General features: G+C 72.3%; 14 protein-coding genes, 1 tRNA gene and 2 pseudogenes. 10 read left to right on the top strand and 7 right to left on the bottom strand.

What is annotated here, in order from left to right:
* Window positions 1–93 precede the first annotated feature (93 nt).
* Together ACKUU6_RS16800 and ACKUU6_RS16795 are read left to right on the top strand one after the other, a co-directional pair.
* Window positions 94–1,593 carry an aminopeptidase P family protein gene (locus ACKUU6_RS16800; RefSeq protein WP_407989364.1) on the top strand — a complete coding sequence of 500 codons (1,500 nt, stop codon included), beginning with the start codon at window positions 94–96 and terminating at the stop codon, window positions 1,591–1,593.
* Window positions 1,594–1,906: 313 nt separating this feature from the next.
* Window positions 1,907–2,944, top strand: coding sequence for a helix-turn-helix domain-containing protein (locus ACKUU6_RS16795; protein WP_407989363.1), 1,038 nt, complete (start codon window positions 1,907–1,909; stop codon window positions 2,942–2,944).
* On the opposite strand, the gene ACKUU6_RS16790 is transcribed toward ACKUU6_RS16795, so the two are convergent.
* Window positions 2,945–3,715: a MerR family transcriptional regulator gene (locus ACKUU6_RS16790; RefSeq protein ID WP_407989362.1), complete on the bottom strand. Its 771-nt coding sequence runs from the start codon at window positions 3,713–3,715 to the stop codon at window positions 2,945–2,947.
* A gap of 170 nt (window positions 3,716–3,885) precedes the next feature.
* Between ACKUU6_RS16790 and ACKUU6_RS16785 the strand changes: the two genes are divergently transcribed.
* The gene (locus tag ACKUU6_RS16785) at window positions 3,886–4,629 is read left to right on the top strand and encodes an aquaporin (protein ID WP_407989361.1); all 744 of its coding nucleotides are present in this window, start codon (window positions 3,886–3,888) and stop codon (window positions 4,627–4,629) included.
* On the opposite strand, the pseudogene ACKUU6_RS16780 reads toward ACKUU6_RS16785, so the two are convergent.
* Window positions 4,607–4,762 (bottom strand): annotated as a pseudogene (locus ACKUU6_RS16780) (flavodoxin); the annotation flags it as partial. The gene ACKUU6_RS16785 and the pseudogene ACKUU6_RS16780 sit on opposite strands and share 23 nt — an antisense overlap.
* A gap of 25 nt (window positions 4,763–4,787) precedes the next feature.
* Entirely contained in the window at window positions 4,788–5,213 is a 426-nt protein-coding gene (locus ACKUU6_RS16775) for a PPOX class F420-dependent oxidoreductase (protein WP_407989360.1), read from the bottom strand.
* A 93-nt stretch (window positions 5,214–5,306) separates the two neighbouring features.
* On the opposite strand from ACKUU6_RS16775, the gene ACKUU6_RS16770 reads away from it, so the two are divergent.
* The 3 genes from ACKUU6_RS16770 to ACKUU6_RS16760 all read left to right on the top strand — a co-directional run bounded on the left by ACKUU6_RS16770 (window position 5,307) and on the right by ACKUU6_RS16760 (window position 8,353).
* Window positions 5,307–6,548, top strand: a complete 1,242-nt coding sequence (locus ACKUU6_RS16770) for a sensor histidine kinase (protein ID WP_407989359.1) — start codon at window positions 5,307–5,309, stop codon at window positions 6,546–6,548.
* Window positions 6,545–7,180 carry a response regulator gene (locus tag ACKUU6_RS16765; RefSeq protein WP_407989358.1) on the top strand — a complete coding sequence of 212 codons (636 nt, stop codon included), beginning with the start codon at window positions 6,545–6,547 and terminating at the stop codon, window positions 7,178–7,180. The genes ACKUU6_RS16770 and ACKUU6_RS16765 overlap by 4 nt, the downstream gene beginning before the upstream one ends.
* Before the next feature lie 243 nt (window positions 7,181–7,423).
* Entirely contained in the window at window positions 7,424–8,353 is a 930-nt protein-coding gene (locus ACKUU6_RS16760; RefSeq protein WP_407989357.1) for a 1-phosphofructokinase family hexose kinase, read from the top strand.
* Window positions 8,354–8,397: 44 nt separating this feature from the next.
* On the opposite strand, the gene ACKUU6_RS16755 is transcribed toward ACKUU6_RS16760, so the two are convergent.
* Entirely contained in the window at window positions 8,398–8,979 is a 582-nt protein-coding gene (locus tag ACKUU6_RS16755; protein ID WP_407989356.1) for a sigma-70 family RNA polymerase sigma factor, read from the bottom strand.
* A gap of 205 nt (window positions 8,980–9,184) precedes the next feature.
* Window positions 9,185–12,199, bottom strand: a complete 3,015-nt coding sequence (locus ACKUU6_RS16750; RefSeq protein WP_407989355.1) for an AfsR/SARP family transcriptional regulator — start codon at window positions 12,197–12,199, stop codon at window positions 9,185–9,187.
* Between the two features lie 402 nt (window positions 12,200–12,601).
* Between ACKUU6_RS16750 and ACKUU6_RS16745 the strand changes: the two genes are divergently transcribed.
* From ACKUU6_RS16745 to ACKUU6_RS16730, 4 genes are all read left to right on the top strand, one after another.
* Complete coding sequence (locus ACKUU6_RS16745; protein ID WP_407989354.1) at window positions 12,602–13,753, top strand: serine hydrolase domain-containing protein; 1,152 nt, start codon at window positions 12,602–12,604, stop codon at window positions 13,751–13,753.
* 288 nt (window positions 13,754–14,041) lie between these two features.
* On the top strand, window positions 14,042–14,872 hold the full coding sequence (locus ACKUU6_RS16740; protein ID WP_407989353.1) for an alpha/beta fold hydrolase: 831 nt from the start codon (window positions 14,042–14,044) through the stop codon (window positions 14,870–14,872).
* 94 nt (window positions 14,873–14,966) lie between these two features.
* Window positions 14,967–15,800 (top strand): alpha/beta fold hydrolase, encoded by an 834-nt coding sequence (locus ACKUU6_RS16735; RefSeq protein ID WP_407992148.1) that lies wholly within the window; start codon window positions 14,967–14,969, stop codon window positions 15,798–15,800.
* A 552-nt stretch (window positions 15,801–16,352) separates the two neighbouring features.
* The gene (locus tag ACKUU6_RS16730) at window positions 16,353–16,523 is read left to right on the top strand and encodes a transglycosylase family protein (RefSeq protein WP_407992147.1); all 171 of its coding nucleotides are present in this window, start codon (window positions 16,353–16,355) and stop codon (window positions 16,521–16,523) included.
* Window positions 16,524–16,722: 199 nt separating this feature from the next.
* Here the strand turns inward: ACKUU6_RS16730 and ACKUU6_RS16725 are convergent.
* Both ACKUU6_RS16725 and ACKUU6_RS16720 read right to left on the bottom strand, forming a co-directional pair.
* A tRNA-Lys gene (locus tag ACKUU6_RS16725) sits at window positions 16,723–16,795 on the bottom strand.
* Window positions 16,796–16,894: 99 nt separating this feature from the next.
* Window positions 16,895–17,575, bottom strand: a pseudogene (locus tag ACKUU6_RS16720) (DNA polymerase beta superfamily protein); the annotation flags it as partial.
* Window positions 17,576–17,675 lie beyond the last annotated feature (100 nt).

The raw sequence follows: 17,675 nt of genomic DNA, 5'->3' as shown, positions 1-17,675 counted from the left end.
GGGCGGAGGTCCGTACCATGGGTGCCACGGCCGCCCACGCGCGTCGCGATCCGATGCGTCCGGGGCGGTACCACTCGCAAGGAGGCGACGTACGTGACCGAGGACCGCAGCCCGGCGGCAGCCGAGAACCCCGAAGGCACCGCAGCCGGTGACCAGGCCGATGAGCAGCCCGTCAAGGGCCGCAAGAACGGCCTGTACGGAGAGGTCTCCGACGAGCTGGCCACCTCGATGAAGTCCGGCTGGGCCGACACCGAGCTGCGCGGACTGGCGCCGGTCGACCAGGCCCCGTACGCGGCCGAGCGGCGGGCCAGGCTCTCCGCCGCCTTCCCCGGCGAGCGCCTGGTGATCCCGGCGGGCAACCTGCGCACCCGGGCCAATGACACCGAGTACTCCTTCCGCGCCGCCAGCGAGTACGTCCACCTGACCGGTGACCAGACCGAGGACGCCGTACTGGTGGCCGAGCCGGTCGACGGCGGGCACGAGTTCAGCCTCTACCTGCTGCCGCGGTCCAACCGCGAGAACGGCGAGTTCTGGCTTGACGGCAACGGCGAGCTCTGGGTCGGCCGCCGGCACAGCCTGACCGAGGCCGAGCAGCTGCTCGGCCTCCCCTGCCGGGACGTCCGCAAGGCCGCCGACGAGCTGCGGGACGCGCCCGCCGCCCCGACCCGGATCGTGCGCAAGTACGACGCCGGCCTGGAGGCCGCGCTGGCCGAGGTGCTGGACGAGGAGAAGGACGAGGAGCTCAAGACCTTCCTCAGCGGCCTGCGCCTGGTCAAGGACGACTGGGAGATCACCCAACTGCGCGCGGCCTGCGACGCCACCGTCAACGGATTCACCGACGTGGTACGGGAGTTGGGCCAGGCCGTGGCCACCTCCGAGCGCTGGATCGAGGGCACCTTCTGGCGCCGCGCCCGGGTCGAGGGCAACGACATCGGCTACGGCTCGATCTGCGCCGCCGGCCCGCACGCCACCACCCTGCACTGGGTCCGCAACGACGGCGACGTCCGCCCGGGCGAGCTGCTGCTGCTGGACGCGGGCGTCGAGACGCACACCCTCTACACCGCCGACGTCACCCGCACCCTGCCGATCAACGGCCGCTTCAACGCGCTCCAGCGCAAGATCTACGAAGCCGTCTACGACGCCCAGGAGGCGGGCATCTCCGCCGTGAAGCCGGGCGGCAGGTTCCGCGACTTCCACGACGCCTCGCAGCGCGTGCTGGCCGAGCGCCTGCTCGCCTGGGGCCTGCTCGACGCCTCGGTCCACGACGTCGAGAAGGTGCTCGAACTCGGCCTGCAGCGCCGCTGGACCCTGCACGGCACCGGCCACATGCTCGGCCTCGACGTGCACGACTGTGCGCAGGCCCGCCGCGAGGACTACGTCGACGCGCTGCTGGAGCCCGGCATGTGCCTCACCGTCGAGCCCGGCCTGTACTTCCAGCAGGACGACCTCACCGTCCCCGAGGAGTACCGCGGCATCGGCGTCCGGATCGAGGACGACATCCTCGTCACCGCCGACGGCAACGAGAACCTCTCGGCCGCCCTCCCCCGCCAGGCCGACGAGGTCGAGGCCTGGATGGCCCGCCTGACCGGCTGACGAACCGGCAGCGCCGAAGGGCCGGGTCCCCGCTCTTGCGTTCTAGCTTCGGGCCCGGCCCTTCGGCGTCACTTCGTTCAGGTCGGGGCCTCTTCAGAGCAGGCCGAGGTCGGCCGGGGTGGCGCTCCTCGGGACGGACTGCGGGATCGCCGTCACGGGCGAGGTGGCGGCGCGAGTGGTCATGTCCGGTATCCGGTCGATCGGTTGTGCTCGCCGGTTGACGGCTCCGTCCTGTGATCCGGGCAGCGGCCGCCGGGAGTGGCGTCCACGGCTACACTCGCCAAGATCCCGCCGGTCCGTCCAGGAGCACCCGATGGCCGCCAAGCCGCCCGCCCAACCCGTCGCCGTGAGCATCGGGCCCCGCCCCGAGCCGGTGCACACCATCGCGGTGTACGCCTTCGACGGCATGGCGCCGTTCGAACTCGGTGTGGTGGTCGAGATGTTCGCGCTGGCCAGGCCCGAGCTGACCGGTCTGCTGGCCGCCCCGTGGTACGGCCTGAAGGTCTGCGCCGACCGGCCGGGCACCCCGCTGAACGCGGTCGGCGGCTTCTCGATCACCGCCCACCACGGCCTGGACGAACTGGCCGCGGCCGACACCGTGATCGTGGTCGCCGTCCCGAACACCTTCGGCGGCGAGGTCTCCCCCGACCTGGTCGCCGCGCTGCGGACCGCGCACGAGCGCGGCGCCCGGATCGTCTCCATCTGCTCCGGCGCGTTCGCCCTCGCCGCCGCCGGTCTGCTGGACGGCAAGGAGGCCACCACCCACTGGCGGTACGCCGAACTGCTCCAGCAGCGCTACCCGTTGGTCAAGGTCAACCCTGACGTGCTGTACGTCGACCAGGGCTCGGTGCTGACCAGCGCGGGCAGCGCGGCGGGCATCGACCTCTGCCTGCACCTGGTCCGCAGCGACCACGGCGCCAGGGTCGCCAACACGGTGGCCCGCCGCTTCGTCGTCCCGCCGCACCGGGCGGGCGGCCAGGCCCAGTTCATCGAGGCCGCCGTCCGCCCGGTCGAGGAGGGGAACGACGGCATCGGCCGCTCCATGCAGTGGGCGCTGGACCACCTGTCCGCACCGCTCACCCTCACCCAACTCGCCGCCGCGGCCCGGATGTCCGACCGCTCGTACCTGCGGCACTTCACCACCCGCACCGGCACCAGCCCGATGCGCTGGGTGATCACCCAGCGCATCGCCGCCAGCCTCCCGCTGCTGGAGTCCCCCGACGGCACCGTGGAGGAGATCGCGGCGGCGGTCGGCTTCGAGTCGGCCGCCACCTTCCGGCACCACTTCGGGCGCACCATGCGGACCTCCCCGACGGCGTACCGCCGGGCCTTCGGACGCGGGGTGGCCTGATCAACCGGCCTGGTGCGCCTCCGCGTTCGCCACGATGGCGTTGCGCAGCCACTGCGCCAGGCCCGGCGCGACCCGCTCGTACGTGGCGGTGAACCGCTCGTCGGCGAGGTACATGTCGCCCAGGCAGCGGTGCATCTCGTACCCGCAGTCGTAGTAGTTGTCGGTGATCTGCCGCCGGTGCTCCTCCGCCAGTGCCATGCCCTCGGCGCTCGCCGGGGCGACACCGGCGGCCAGGGCGGCGGCGCAGCGGGCGTTCAGGGCGTCGCCCTCGGCCTTGATCCGCTCCCAGTCGGACTTGCTGTAGCGGGCGGTCCTGCGACTGGACTGCTGCCAGGCGTCGGAGCCGCCGTACCGCTGCTCGGCCTCGGTCTCCCAGCGCTCCTGGTAGTCCGCACCGAAGACCTCGAACTTCTCTTCCGGGGTCAGCTGAATGCCCATCCTGCTCGCCTCCATGGCGTGTTCGACCGCCGCGGCCAGTTCCCGAAGACGGTCGATCCGCGCGTGCAGCAGGTCGCGCTGCCTGCGCAGGTGCTCGGTCGGGCTGACCGTGCCGTCGTCCAGGATGGCCGCGATCTCCTCGAGGGAGAAGCCGAGTTCGCGGTAGAACAGGATCTGCTGCAGCCGGTCCAGGTCGGTGTCCCGGTAGCGGCGGTAGCCCGCCGGGGTCCGGCCGCCGGGTGACAGCAGTCCGATCTCGTCGTAGTGGTGCAGGGTCCGTACCGTCACCTTGGCGATCGCGGCGACCTGACCCACCGAGAGGTCCTTGCTCATCGGGTTGCTCCCTCCTTGCTGACCCGACTCTGCCGCCTCACGTCGCGTGAGGGTCAAGCCCGCGCCGGGCGCACGCCGTACGAGTCTCCGAGCGGGAGGCCCGGCAGCGGCCCGACCTTGGGTGTACCGGCCAATTGTCCGGCCCCGGGAGCGCTGGCGACGATGGCGGCATGATGACCCCCTCCCTGCCCCGGCGGCTGGCCGCCGAGGCCGTCGGCACCGCCCTGCTGACCGCCGTGCTGATCGGCTCCGGCATCCGGTCCGCCGCGCTGAGCCCGGACGGCGGGATGCGGTTCCTGGCCAACGTGCTCGCCTCGGTGCTGGCACTGGCGGTGCTGATCGCGCTGCTCGCGCCGGTCTCCGGTGCGCACCTCAACCCGCTGGTCTCGGCCGCCGCCTGGTGGACGGAGCGTCGCGGCGGCGCCGGGCTGACGCTGCGTGAGCTGGGCGGTTACGTCACCGCCCAGCTGCTCGGCGCGGTGGCCGGGGCTGCGCTGGCCAACACCATGTTCGAGCGGCCGGTCCTCGAACTCTCCGGCCGGCAACGCTCGGCAGGGCATCTCTGGCTGGCCGAGGCGGTGGCCACCGGGGTGCTGGTCCTGCTGGTGTTCGGCCTGCTCAGGGCCGGTCACGGCGGCTGGGCGCCGGTCGCCGTGGCCGGCTGGATCGGCGCCGCCTGCTGGGGTACCTCCTCCGGCAGCTTCGCCAACCCGGCGCTCACCGTCGGCCGCGCCCTGAGCGACAGCTACACCGGCATCGCCCCGGGCTCGGTACCGGCCTTCGTGCTGGCCCAGTGCGTCGGTGCGGCGGCCGGACTGGCGCTGCTGGCCGGGCTGTTCGGCCGGAGCCGCGACCGCGACCGCGTCCCGGGCGACGCCCGGGAGTTGCTGGTGGCCGGCGCGCCGGACCGGTGAAGAAGGTCTCCGCCTCGGTCAGTGCCGGCCCGTCCCGGTGCACGTCCCCGGGGCGGGTGCCGTTGCCGAGCAGCACACCGCCTCAGCCCATGCCCGGGTAGTCGCCCGTGAGCCGGAGCGTACCGATCAGCGGGTGACGCCCCGTACCGACGGACCGGTCAGTCGGCCACCGCACCGACCGCGGTCACCTTCTGGATCCGGATCCGGACCAGCAGCTCGCCGGGCACCCCGTTGCGGGCGCCGTACTCCTCGGCCCGGTCCTCACCCATGTAGCGGGCCGCGATCCGGCCCGCCCAGTGCCGCACCTCGGCCAGGTCCTCGCTGAGCGTGGCCTTGCCCCGGACCAGCACGAAGTCGAACGGCGGCCGGTCGTCGTCCACGCAGAGCATCGCCCGGCCGTCCCGGGCCAGGTTGCGACCCTTGACCGTGTCGGCGCCGGTGTTGAGCACCAGATCGTCTCCGTCCAGCAGGAACCAGACCGGGGCCACGTGCGGGCTGCCGTCGGCCCGGGTGGTGGCGAGCTTGCCGGTGCGGGTCCCGGCCGACAGGAAGGCGCGCCACTGGGGTTCGGTCATCTGAGGCATGCCCCCATCGTGGCCGACGCCGGCCGGACGCCCGGGGCACGGCGCGCCGGGTCAGCCGATCGGTTGATGCAGCGGACGGCGGGCCGGGCGAGGATGGGTACGAAACGGACAGCGGACCCGGAGCCAGGAGGAGCGGCCGTGTCGGGCAGCAGCACGAGGGACCCGGGCACCGGCCGTCTCACCGTGGTGATGTACGCCGCGTTCCTGCTGCTGCTCGGCGCCTCACTGCTGCGGTACCTGCTGCGGCACGGCGAGAGCGACCGGGCGGGCTGGGTGATCGGACTGAGCCTGGCGCTGGCGCTGGCCCAACTACCCGAACTGCCCTGGCCGCGCGGCGGCTCCTGGTCCCGGCTGCGCGGCGGCTCGCGCCCGGTGGAGGTGGTCCGGCTGGCGGTGGTGGCCGCGCTCTGGGCGGTGCTGGTGCTGCTGGCGCCGAGCTTCGCCTGGTGCGCGGTGCCGCTGATCTACACCGCACTGCGCACCCTGCCGGCCCGGGCCGCGATCCCGCTGGTGGCCGGCCTGACCGCGCTGGTGGTGTACTCCGAGGAGAAGCTCACCGGCCTCGACCCGGTCGGGCTGATCGCCCCGCCCGCCGTGGCCGGACTCGCCACCGTGGTCTTCCTGCAGATGCAACGACAGGCCGAACGGCAGCGCGCCCTGATCGAGGACCTGGTCTCCACCCGGAGCGAACTGGCCGCCACCGAACGGCGCGAAGGCACCCTGGCGGAGCGTCAGCGGCTCGCCATCGAGATCCACGACACGCTGGCCCAGGGCCTCTCCAGTCAGCAGATGCTGCTCCAGGCGGCCGACCGCACCTGGGACGGCGACCCCGCCACCGCCAGGTCCCACGTGCACACCGCGGCCGCGATCGCCGCCCGCAACCTGGCCGAGGCCCGCCGCTTCGTCCGCGACCTCGCCCCGGCCGACCTGGCGGACGGGGCCGGGCTCGACCAGGCCCTCCGTACTCTGGCCGGACGGGAGACCGCCGAGAGCGGACTGACCGTCCGGTGCCATCTGGACGGCACCCCGGTGCCGCTGCCGGACGCCGTCCAGAGCGCGCTGCTGCGGATCGCCCAGGGCGCCCTGGCCAACGTCCGCGAGCACGCGGACGCCAGGACCGCCGCGCTCACCCTGTCCTACCTGGGTGACCAGGTGGTGCTGGACATCGGCGACGACGGACGGGGGTTCGGCAGCCTCGACGGCTCCGAGGGCCGGGGCCACGGGCTGCCCGCGATGCGGGCCAGGGTCCGGCAGTTGGGCGGCACGCTGACCGTCGAATCCACCCCCGGCGAGGGCACCGTGGTCACCGCCGCCATTCCGCTGGAGGCAGTGTGACCGCCCCGACCCCCGTCCGCCTGCTGGTCTGTGACGACCACGCCGTGGTCCGGGCCGGACTGCTGGCACTGCTCGGCAGCGCCGACGACATCGAGGTGGTCGGCGCCGCCGGCAGCGGCGAGGAGGCGGTCGCGCTGGCCGCCAAACTGCGGCCGCAGGTGGTCCTGATGGACCTCCAACTCGGCGACGGCATCGACGGCGTGGAGGCCACCCGCCGGATCGCAGGACGGCCCGGCGCACCGTACGTGCTGGTGCTCACCACCTACGACACCGACGCCGACATCAACCGGGCGATCGCCGCCGGTGCGACCGGCTACCTGCTCAAGGCCGAACGCCCGGAGGAGCTGTTCACCGCCATCCACGCGGCCGCCGAGGGCCGCACCACCCTCTCCCCACCGGTCGCCTCCCGGGTGATGGCCCAACTCCGCACCCCGGCGCCCCAACTCACCGACCGCGAACAGGAGATCCTCGCCCAGCTGGCCCAGGGGCTCGGCAACCGCGAGATCGCCCGGGCCCTCTTCATCAGCGAGGCCACCGTGAAGACCCACCTCGGCCGGATCTACGACAAGCTCGGCGTGGACACCCGCTCGGGCGCGGTCGCCGCCGCCAAGGAACGCCGCCTGCTGCGCTGAACCGGGCCGCCACCGCGGCTGTTCCGTTGCCCCACAGTTCAGGCCCCACAGTTCAGGCCCCGCTGTTCGGCCGCCCGGCCGAGCCGCAGTGCCTCCTCGCAGAGTGCGGGCCGCATCCAGTTCCTACCTCCACGTCGATCGTGGCGGGGCGTTCTCGACCGGACCACCGAAGAAGACTTGGATTGCGTATTTGTGCTCGCCAACGCTATAAATCAAGCACATTCGAGCATGAGGAGCTGCCGCGTGCCCAGTCGGACGATCCTGACCGTCACCCTCAACCTGGCCCTGGACGTCACCTACCACCTGGAGGAGATGCGGCGGTTCGGCAGCAACCGGGTCCGCGAAGTCAGCGCCCAGGCGGGCGGCAAGGGCGTGAACGTCGCCCGCACGCTGGCCGCCCTCGGGCACGACACTCTGGTCACCGGTCTGGTGGGCGGTACGACCGGCCAGGCCGTGACCGCCGAACTGGCCACCGCCGGACTGCCCGCCCGGCTGGTCACCGTGACCGGCGAGACCCGTCGCACGGTGGCCGTGGTGGAGCAGCGGGCCGGCGACGCCACCAGCTACCTCGAACCCGGCCCCACCGTCACCCCGACCGAGTGGCAGGCGTTCCTGGCCCACTACCGGTCACTGCTGCGTGGGACCGGCGTGGTGGTGCTCTCCGGCAGCCTCCCCGCCGGACTGCCGCCGGACGCCTACCGCACCCTCGGCGAACTGGCCCGCGCCCGGCAGATCCCGGTCCTGCTCGACGCCGAGGGCCCCGCCCTGCTGCACGGCCTGGCCGCCGGCCCCGCCCTGGTCAAGCCCAACCAGCACGAACTCGCGGCCGCCACCGGCACCGGGGATCCACTCGAAGGCGCCCACCGGCTGCGCACCCTCGGCGCCCTGGCCGTCGCCGCCTCCCTCGGTCCCGACGGCCTGATCTCCTGCACCCCCGAAGGCACTTGGCACGCCACCCCACCCGACCGGGTCCCCGGCAACCCCACCGGCGCCGGGGACGCGGCGGTCGCCGCCCTCGCCGTCGGCCTGCTCCACGACACCCCCTGGCCGGACCGGCTGCGCCAGGCCGTCGCCCTCTCCGCCGCCACCGTCCTCGAACCCCAGGCGGGCCGCTTCGACGCCGAGGCGTACGACCGCCTGGCCGACCTGGTCCAGATCTCGCGCCTTTCGTGAGGCCGTCCGCTCTCGGCAGCTCCGGTTCCGCCGCCGCGCCTGGGCTACGCCGCGAGCACACCCTCTCTCTCCAGCGCCCTGCGCAGGGCCCGCACGGCGTAGAAGGCGCGGCTCTTCACGGTGCCGGGCGGGACGCCGAGGTGCTCGGCCGCCTGGGCCACGCTGCACTCCAGGTAGTACATGAGATGGATGACGGCTCGCTGCTGCTCGTTCAGTTCCCGCAGGGCCTTCAGCACCGCATGGGTGGTGATCGTGGATTCCGTGCTGTCCCAGGACGTGTCCAGGTCCTCGACCGCCATGAGTTCCAGCGGCCGGTTCCGCCGGGCCCGGTGGTGGTCGATGACCAGGTTCCTCGTCACGGTGTACAGCCACGGCCGGAGGTGGTCGCCGCGGGTGTCCAGGAAGCGGCCGTGCTTCCAGGCGCGGGCCGCGGTCTCCTGGAGGATGTCCTCCGCCTTGTGCCAGTCGCCGTCGAGCAGCCGGGCGGCGTACCGGACGAGCAGCGGCCCGTACCGGTCGTAGACGTCTCGGACGAAGGCATCGCCGTCGGCGTCCGGTACGGCGTGCCGGGTGTGCGCCCGAGGCGGAGCGAGGGTGGTGGTGGCCGCTTCGATGGTCCCGATCATGGGTGGTGCCCGCCTGTTCAAGTGTTCCGTGGCCTGCTCTCCCGCCTGCGCGGTGGAGTGGCTCAACACTCGTGGGGGACCCTTGGCCGAACCTTGTCGTCTTCTTGTCGTGCGTCGGTGCGGGCCGGGGCGCCGTCGGCACGACGCGGGGTGAACCGCCGCCCTGTTCCGGACGTTCACAGCACAGGGACAGACCTTCGGAGGGCTAGTGCGCAGGACCACCACTGCGCGGAACGGGTAGGCGATGGCTTCCGGCAGCCCGCTCCGGGACGGTCGGCGTGGGGTCCGCATTCATGTCCAGGGCGGTGAGCCGGTCGCGGACCTGCTGGGCGCTGTGCCGCATGGCTCGCTCGTCGGCGTTCGCGAGGGCCGTGACCCAGTCTGCCCGTGCGCCCTCCCGGTCGCCCTGGGCCAGCCGGGTGTCCCCGAGTCGCATCAGTGTGCCGATGGCGTTCCGGTGGTCGCCCAGTTCCTCGAACGCCCGCGTCGCCCGCTGGTAGGTGGCCACCGACTCCTCGTAGCGGCCGAGCGCGCGGAGGGTGTGGCCCACGATGTCCCACCCCTGGGCGAGCTGCCACGGCGCGTCCAGGCGCTGGAACAGGGCGATGCCCTCCTCGCTGTACTGAAGGCTCTTCTCCAGCTGCCCCAGGTTCGCCTGGAACCAGGCCAGTTCGAGGAGGCACTCGGCCAGCCACAACTCCTCACCGGTCTCCCGGGACAGCTCCAGGCCCCGCTCGGAGAACGTCACGGCCTGCTGGATCCGGCCGGAGAGGAACAGCGCGCACGCCATGACGTAGTGGGCCCGCGCCTGTTCGCCGGTCGCACCGAGCTGCTCGAAGATCGTGGTGGCGCGTCGCAGGTGCTGCACGGCCTCTTCCTCGTGGCCGAGATAGCCGTGGATGCTGCCGAGGTGGCGCAGGCAACGGCCCTCTTCGAGCCGGTTGCCCTGGCGCCGGGCCACGTCGAGGGCGGGTGTCAGCGCGGTGATGGCTTCGGGCCAGAACTCCTGCCGCTGGAGGTGTTCCTTGAGCGACCAGGCCAGCCCGGTGGTGTGGTGGTCGAGCTCCTGGCTCACGGCGGCGTGGAGCAGGCCGGTCAGTACCCGGTGCTCGGCGGTGAACCACCGGGTCGCGTGCTTGGCGCCGGTGAACCTCTCCAGGGTGACGCCCGGGCGGGGCGCGCCGAGGTCGAGTTCGGCCGTCGTGTCCTGTTTGAGGAGTTGGTTGGCCTCGTAGGCGGTGAACATGTAGTGGTCCAGGACCCGCAGGGTGGCGAGGTGGCGTTCCTGGGCGGGGTCGTGGATCTGGGTGAGTTCGCCGGCGTAACTGCGGAGAAGGTCGTGCAGGCCGTAGCGGCCGGACAGTGGCTGTTCCACGAGGCAGGCGCCGGTCAGGGCGGCGAGTGCGCGGCGGGTCTGGGCCAGGGGGAGGCCGACGAGGCCGGCGGCGGCGGGGGCCGTGATGTGGGGGCCGGGGTGCAGGGCCAGCAAGCGGAAGAGCATGGCCGCGTGCTCGTCCAGGGACCGGTAGGACCAGGAGAAGACGGCGCGCACGTCGGTGCTGCTGTCGAAGCCGGCGAACGCGTCGAGGTCGCCGTGGCTCTGCTGCAGGTCGTCGACGATGGCCTGCAGGGGGAAGGACGGGTCGAGTTCGGCGCGGGCGGCGACCACGGCCATGGCCAGCGGGAGCCGTCCGCACAGGCGGATGATCTCGGCCGTGGCGGTGGGCTCGGCGGCCAGCCTCTCGCTACCCAGACGCCGTTCGAGGGCTTGGTGGGCCTCGGTCGGTGAGGGCAGCGAAAGCGTGAGGGGTTTGGCGCCGTCGCCGGCGATCAGGCCGGGGAGCTGGCTCCGGCTCGTGATCAGGGTGAGGCAGCCCGCTCCCGCCGGGAGCAGGGGGCGTACCTGCTGCTCGTCCCGGGCGTTGTCCAGGACCAGGAGGATCCGCCGGTCGGCGAGGAGGCTGCGGAAGAGCGTGCTGCGGGCCGGGGTGTCCTCCGGGATGCGCTGCGCGGGAACGCCGAGGGCGGTGAGGAAGCCGTGCAGAGCGGTGCCGGGGTCCACGGCGGGTGCGTGGGGATGGAATCCGCACAGGTTGACGAAGAGCTGTCCGTCGGGGAAGGACGAGGCGATGCGGTGCGCGTGGTGGACGGCGAAGGTGGTCTTGCCGACACCGGGGGTACCGCTGATGACGACGACGGAGGCAGTCGTCGGTCCGGGCCGGTCCGGTGCGCCGCTCACGGCCGACAGCCATGCGCCCTCGGCGGCCCGTCCCGCGAACACCGGGAGGCTGCCGGGCAGTTGAGCCGGTCGCACCAGGGGTGGCGGTGTGGCCTCCTCCTCGGTCGGGGTCGACCCGACCGGCTCGGTGCCCGTGTCGGGGATGGAGGCCGCCCCGGCTCCGTTCGGCGCAGCACCGGCCGGGTGAAGGGGCGGCAGGTCGTGCTGGAGGATGCCCTGGTGCAGGGCGCGCAGCGGCGGCCCGGGTTCGAGGCCGAGCTCCTCGGCGAGGAGTCGGCGCAGTTCGGCGTAGCGCTGGAGCGCTTCGGGGTGCCGGCCGGCGAGGTACAGCGCACGCAGCAACAGGGCCCAACCGGTTTCCCGCAGCGGATGCGTCGTGGTCAACTCCTGTGCCGCGTCCAGGGCTTCGGCGATCCGCCCTTGCATCAGCAGCGCGCTGGTGCGGATCTCGCGTGCGGTCTGCCGCAGTTCTTCCAGGCGCGCTGTCTCATGGGTGGCGAACAGGTGGTGCGCCGCGTCGGCGAACGCGGTGCCGCGCCACAACTCCAGCGCCTGGCCGGCCTGTTCGACAACGCGTTCGGGCCTGCCCTGGTCCATGAGCAGCCGCGCCTGGGCGAGGGACCGCTCGAAACGTACGGTGTCACGGCTCTCGGGTGGCACCCGCAGGGCGTAGCCCAATGGCTCGGTGACCAGCAGTTCGAAGGCGCCGTCCCGACGCAGGTGCTGAGGTTCCAGGACCGCGCGCAGCTTGCTGACGTGGGCGTGCAGGGAGTTGAGCGCTCCGCCCGGGGTCCGTCCGGGCTGCTCCGGCCACAGTTCCTCGCACAGCGTCTGGGGCGCGACCGCCCGGCCGCCGGCGAGCAGCAGGCGGATCAGCAGCAGCCGCTGCCTGCGCCGGCCCGGATCGAGTTCCGCGCCCGCTCTCCGCACCACCAGCGGACCCAGCAGCCCGAAGTCGAGGCCCTGCCCCACAGCTGTCATCGCATCCACCCGGAATCCCGCTCGACGGCGCCACCATCGGGGGCACACCCATGACCATGGCCTGCGGACATGTGCGCGACCGCTCCCGCAGTGACGGAGACCGGGCGCCGGCCCATCGGGACATCCGCGCGACCTTCGTCGCGGTGAGGTGTCCGCCGAGATGGGGGCGGCCGGTGCGGCTGACCGGAGCGGCGAGGACGCCGTCGTCCGCTACCCGCATACCGGTCTGGACATTATCAGGAGCCCTTCGGCGCGATGACCTCGCAGGCGGCGCCGGGTGGCTCCACGCCCGGTGCCGGGCCGTAGGGGCCGCTCACCGTCGCCACCCGACCGGGGTGAACCGTCGTGCCGTCCCTGCCGTGGTGTGACCGAACGGTCGTCGTCACGAGTGGGGAAAAAGTCATGGTCACCGTCGAAGGAACGAGCACCGCCCGGTTCGAACCGGTACGAGCGGCGCTGGCAGCGCACCTGGAGTCCGGCGAGGAGCTGGGGGCGTCGATCGCCGTCGACGTCGACGGCGTCATGGAGGTCGACCTGTGGGGTGGGCACACCGACGCGGCGCGGACCGTTCCGTGGCGGCAGGACACACTGGTCAACCTGTGGTCGACCAGCAAGACCCTCAGCAGTCTGGCGGCCCTCGTCCTCGTCGACCGGGGCGCACTCGACCTGCACCGGCCGGTCGCCCACTACTGGCCCGAATTCGCCGCCCGGGGCAAGCAGGACATCGAGGTGCGGCACGTCCTGGCCCACACCTCGGGACTCTCGGGCTGGCAGCAGCCCTTCACCGTGGACGACCTGTACGACTGGCAGACCGCGAGCGCCCGGCTGGCCGCGCAGGCGCCATGGTGGGAGCCGGGCAGCGCCTCGGGCTACCACGTGCAGACGCAGGGGCAGCTGGTAGGAGAGCTCGTCCGGCGGGTCAGCGGCCGGACCCTGACCGAGTTCGTCGCCACCGAGATCGCCGAGCCGTCAGGAGCCGACGTCCAGATCGGTGCGCGGCAGGCCGACTGGCCGCGCATCGCCGAACTGGTGGCCCCGTCGCAGCTCTCCGGGATACCCGTCGGGCTGGACCCCGAGGGGATCTTCCTCAAGACGCTGCTCGGCAGCCCCGCCCGGGACGAGCACGTCGACACCCCGCAGTGGCGCCGCGCCGAACTCGGAGCGGTCAACGGACACGGCACCGCGCGGGGCATGGCCCGGGCCCTCTCCGTGATCTCGCGACGCGGCCAGGGGGTGGACGGCCGCCGGCTGCTCTCCCCGGACACCGTGGACAAGGTCTTCGACGTGCAGTCCGACGGAGTCGACCTCTTCCTGGGTGTCCCCGTGCGCTGGGGCGTCGGCTTCGCGCTCGCCGACGCGCGGACGATGCCGCACCTGCCCGCCGGGAGGGCCTGCTTCTGGGTTGGCCGGGGCGGATCGATCGTCGTGATGGACCTCGACCGGCGCGTCACGTTCTCGTACACGATGAACCGGCTGGGCGACGGTCTTCTCGGCTCGGAGCGCACCCACGACTACCTGAGGAAGGTCTACGAGGTGCTGGACTCCACGGCCTGAGCGCGGACCGGTGCCGCCCGTGCGAAGCCCGAACGAACAGCACCGTTCTCGGGGTGAACCGAGCCGGTCCCGCCGTCGTGGAACAGGACGCAGGACACGCCACCCCGGCGGCCGGGGTCGGTGGTGCTCCAGGCCCGGGTGAGCCGTAGCCGGACAGCCGCTGCGGCGCGTCACCCACACACCCACTCAGTTGTCGACAGAGCGACTCGGTGCTCCGTCTCCCGAACGCACCACCCCGTTTCGCCGGCCCGGTCAGGGCCGACGGCCAAGAAAAAAGGACACTCACGCATGCGCACCACCCTTTTCAGCCGCCGATCCGCCCTGCTCGGTGTCACCGCGGCCGTCGGGCTGTCCGTGGCCGCCGTCACCCTGCCCGGTGCGGCCGGTGCGGCGCCGCTCCGCCCGGAACGGCCGACGATCGTGCTGGAGCACGGGGCGTTCGCCGACGCCGCGAGCTGGGACGGTGTCGTCACGCGGCTGCAGCGTGCGGGCTACCCCGTGGTCTCCGCCGCCAACCCGCTGCGTGGTCCGGCGACCGATGCCGCCTACCTGCGCAGCGTCCTCGACCACATCAACGGGCCCGTGGTCCTGGCCGGTCACTCGTACGGCGGAACCGTCATCAGCCAGGCCGCCGCGGGCCTGGAGGGCAAGGTGAAGGCGCTGGTCTACATCGCCGCGTTCCTGCCCGACACCGGCGAGAGCTCGCTCGGGCTGACGAACAAGTTCCCCGGCAGCACCCTCGGCCAGGCGATCGAGTCCGTCAACTACACGCTGCCCGACGGCAGTCAGGGCGCGGACGTGTACATCAAGGCGGACAAGTTCCGCGGCCAGTTCGCCGCGGACGTGCCGGCGGACAAGGCCAGGCTCATGGCAGCAGGACAGCGTCCGATCGCCGCCGCCGCGCTGGAGGAGAAGTCGACGAAGGCCGCCTGGAAGACCATCCCCTCCTGGTCCCTGGTGACCACCGAGGACCTCAACATCCCGGTGGCCGCCCAGCGTTACATGTCGGCCCGGGCCGGGGCGCAGACCACGGTCATCGACGCGTCGCACGCCGTGTCGGTGTCCCATCCCGACGCCGTCTCCCGCATCGTGGAGCGCGCGGCCCGCGCGGTCAGCTGAGCCACCGGGCCACCCATCACGGCCTCGGAGAACTCCGGAGCCCCAGCCGGGCCCTTCACCACCCACCGCATGTCTCATGAAAGGCAGTAACACCATGGCGTTCATCACCGTCGGCCAGGAGAACTCGACCGACATCGAGCTGTACTACGAGGACCACGGCACCGGGCAGCCGGTCGTACTGATCCACGGCTACCCGCTCGACGGCCACTCCTGGGAAAAGCAGTCCGCCGCTCTCCTGTCGGCCGGCTACCGCGTGATCACGTACGACCGGCGCGGTTTCGGCCGCTCCAGCCAGCCCACCATCGGCTACGACTACGACACCTTCGCCGCCGACCTGAACACGGTCCTGGAGACCCTCGACCTCAACGACGTCGTCCTGGTCGGCTTCTCCATGGGCACCGGCGAGGTCGGCCGCTACCTGGGCACCTACGGATCCGCCCGGATCGCCAAGGCCGCCTTCCTCGCCTCCCTCGAGCCCTTCCTCCTCCAGACCGACGACAACCCCGGCGGCGTCGACGGCGCCGTCTTCAAGAACATCGAAGCGGCCGTCACCGCCGATCGCTACGCCTACTTCACCGCGTTCTACGAGAACTTCTACAACCTCGACGAGAACCTCGGCACCCGCATCAGCGAGGAAGCCGTCCGCAACAGCTGGAACGTCGCCGCGGGAGCCTCCGCGTACGCCTCCCTGGCCTGCGTGGCGACCTGGTCGACCGACTTCCGGGCCGACGTGGCCAAGATCGACGTCCCGGCGCTGATCCTGCACGGCACCGCCGATCGCATCCTGCCCATCGAGTCCACCGGCGCCCTGTTCCACCAGGCACTGCCGGGGGCCGACTACGTCGTCATCGACGGCGCGCCCCACGGGCTGCTGTGGACCCACGCCCAGGAAGTCACCGAGGCGCTCCTGGCCTTCGTGGCCAAGTGACCGACGCCCGCGGGTCTTCCCACGGGGAGCGGATTGCGCAGGGAAGGCGAGGCTGAAACCACTCGTCCGTGCGCAGGCCGCTCGCCGGCAGGACGGCGAACCGTGCACCCCGCCGCCGCACCCACGGCGGCGGGGTGCCCCGTAGGACCGTCCACGTTCGTGCAGGTCAAGCGTGATCGCACCGCCCCCGCGCTGTCCCCGAACAGCTCCAACAGGCGTCCCGGACACTCCGTGGCGCCTTCCCGCCGTCCGGTCGACGCCCACGCTCACTGTCCGGTGGGCAGCCATCCGCGCGGCACGGCCCGTACGCCGTACTCGAAGCAGCTGCGGGCCCCCAGGCGTTCCATCAGGTCCGTGACCTGGCGGCGCGCGGTCCTCGGTGACACCGCGAGCCGCTTGGCGATCGCCTCGCGGTGCGTCCCTGCGCGAGGAGTCGAATGACCGTCGTCTCCTGAGCGCTGAGCCCGGCGGTGTTGTTCGTGGCGGTCTCGCCGAGCGGTTGGGCGGTGACCCACACGTTCTCAAGAGAGCGCAGAGTGCGGTCAGTGTTCCCTGTCCGGTGAGGACGACGGCGGCGGCAGCGGAGTCGTCGCTGCTGACGGGGACGAGTGCGGCGTCGCGATCAAGAGCGACGGCCACTGGAGCATCAACAACGGGAACGGCTTCTACGGCGGAGTGCAGTTCCCGCTGCAGACCTGGAACGCCTACGGCGGTCAGCGGTAAGCCAGTTAACCGCCGGACCCTGATCCGCGAGCACTGCCGAATGCCTCCTGGAGGGCGGGTGGCAGCTGAGGAACGGCGAGGCCCGCCAAGGCCAAGGGCCCGGGATGGCAGTGGCCGGTCTGACGCCGCGTGAGGGTGAGCAGGGAGACAACGTCGAAAGAGCCAGGTCAGTGGGTCTCTGACCTGGCTCTCGATGATGTGGGCCGCCAGGGGCTCGAACCCTGAACCTACGGATTAAAAGTCCGCAGCTCTGCCAATTGAGCTAGCGGCCCATCAGCCCGCGCCCCGTCACACCTGGGCGCTACCACCGTGATCCTACCCGGTGCCCCCTGCTGTCGGGCCACCAGATTGCCGTGCGCGCCGCGCCGCCGTCAGGCGCTGGTGGCGAGGTGCGCGGCCCGGACCCGGCGGAGCCAGGCTTCGGCTGGCGCCTCGTCCGGCGTAGCGGGCAGCACGCCGGGCCGACCGAAGCGGTGTTCCGCGTCGGCGAGCAGTCCGACCGCGAGGTCCGGGTGGTCGGCGATGCGTTCGCCGAGGGCTCGGACCTCGCCGGGATCAGCGAGCCGGATCTCCAGGTGGCCGGTCTCGTGCAGGGCGACGCCCTGCCGGACCAGGCGGACCAGGTGACGCGCGTGCTTGGCGGCCCGGGCGCGGGTGAGCGGGTCGGTGGTGTCCCGGGTGGTGAGCTTCCTGAACTGCTGGGTGGCGTAACCGAGATAGGAGTTCCTGACCGCGCGCTCGCTGAGGAAGCTGGTGCGGATGGCGATCAGCTCCTCACCGAGTGGCGTCCGTACTTCGTACAACTCCATCGGCAGCCAGACCAGTTCGGATGCGGTCGGGTTGCCGCCGAGGGCGAGACGGCACCACTTGGCCGCCTCGTGCAGGGTGCGGTCGGGCGAGGTGGTGACGTGCGACTCGGACGGCCGGTGCAAGCCGTGGAACTCCTCGGTGGGTGCCGCGAACAGGCCGAGCCGGTCGAGGTCGGAGCCCGCGTGCGCGAGCCCGTACGCGGTGGAGCCGACGATGCCGGAGAGCAGGACGTGCACGGTGTTCGCCTCCTCGGCGAGCTGCTGGTGGTCACCGCAGTCTCCGGCTCAACCGGCCGGAAGTCGAACACATTTTCCGGACGGCGGACCACCGCACCCCGACCCG

The sequence above is a fragment of the Kitasatospora sp. CMC57 genome (genome assembly GCF_045866025.2).
GTDB lineage: Bacteria > Actinomycetota > Actinomycetes > Streptomycetales > Streptomycetaceae > Kitasatospora.
Note: the sequence above shows the minus strand (reverse complement) of the source record. Positions and strands in the feature narration are given on the sequence as shown.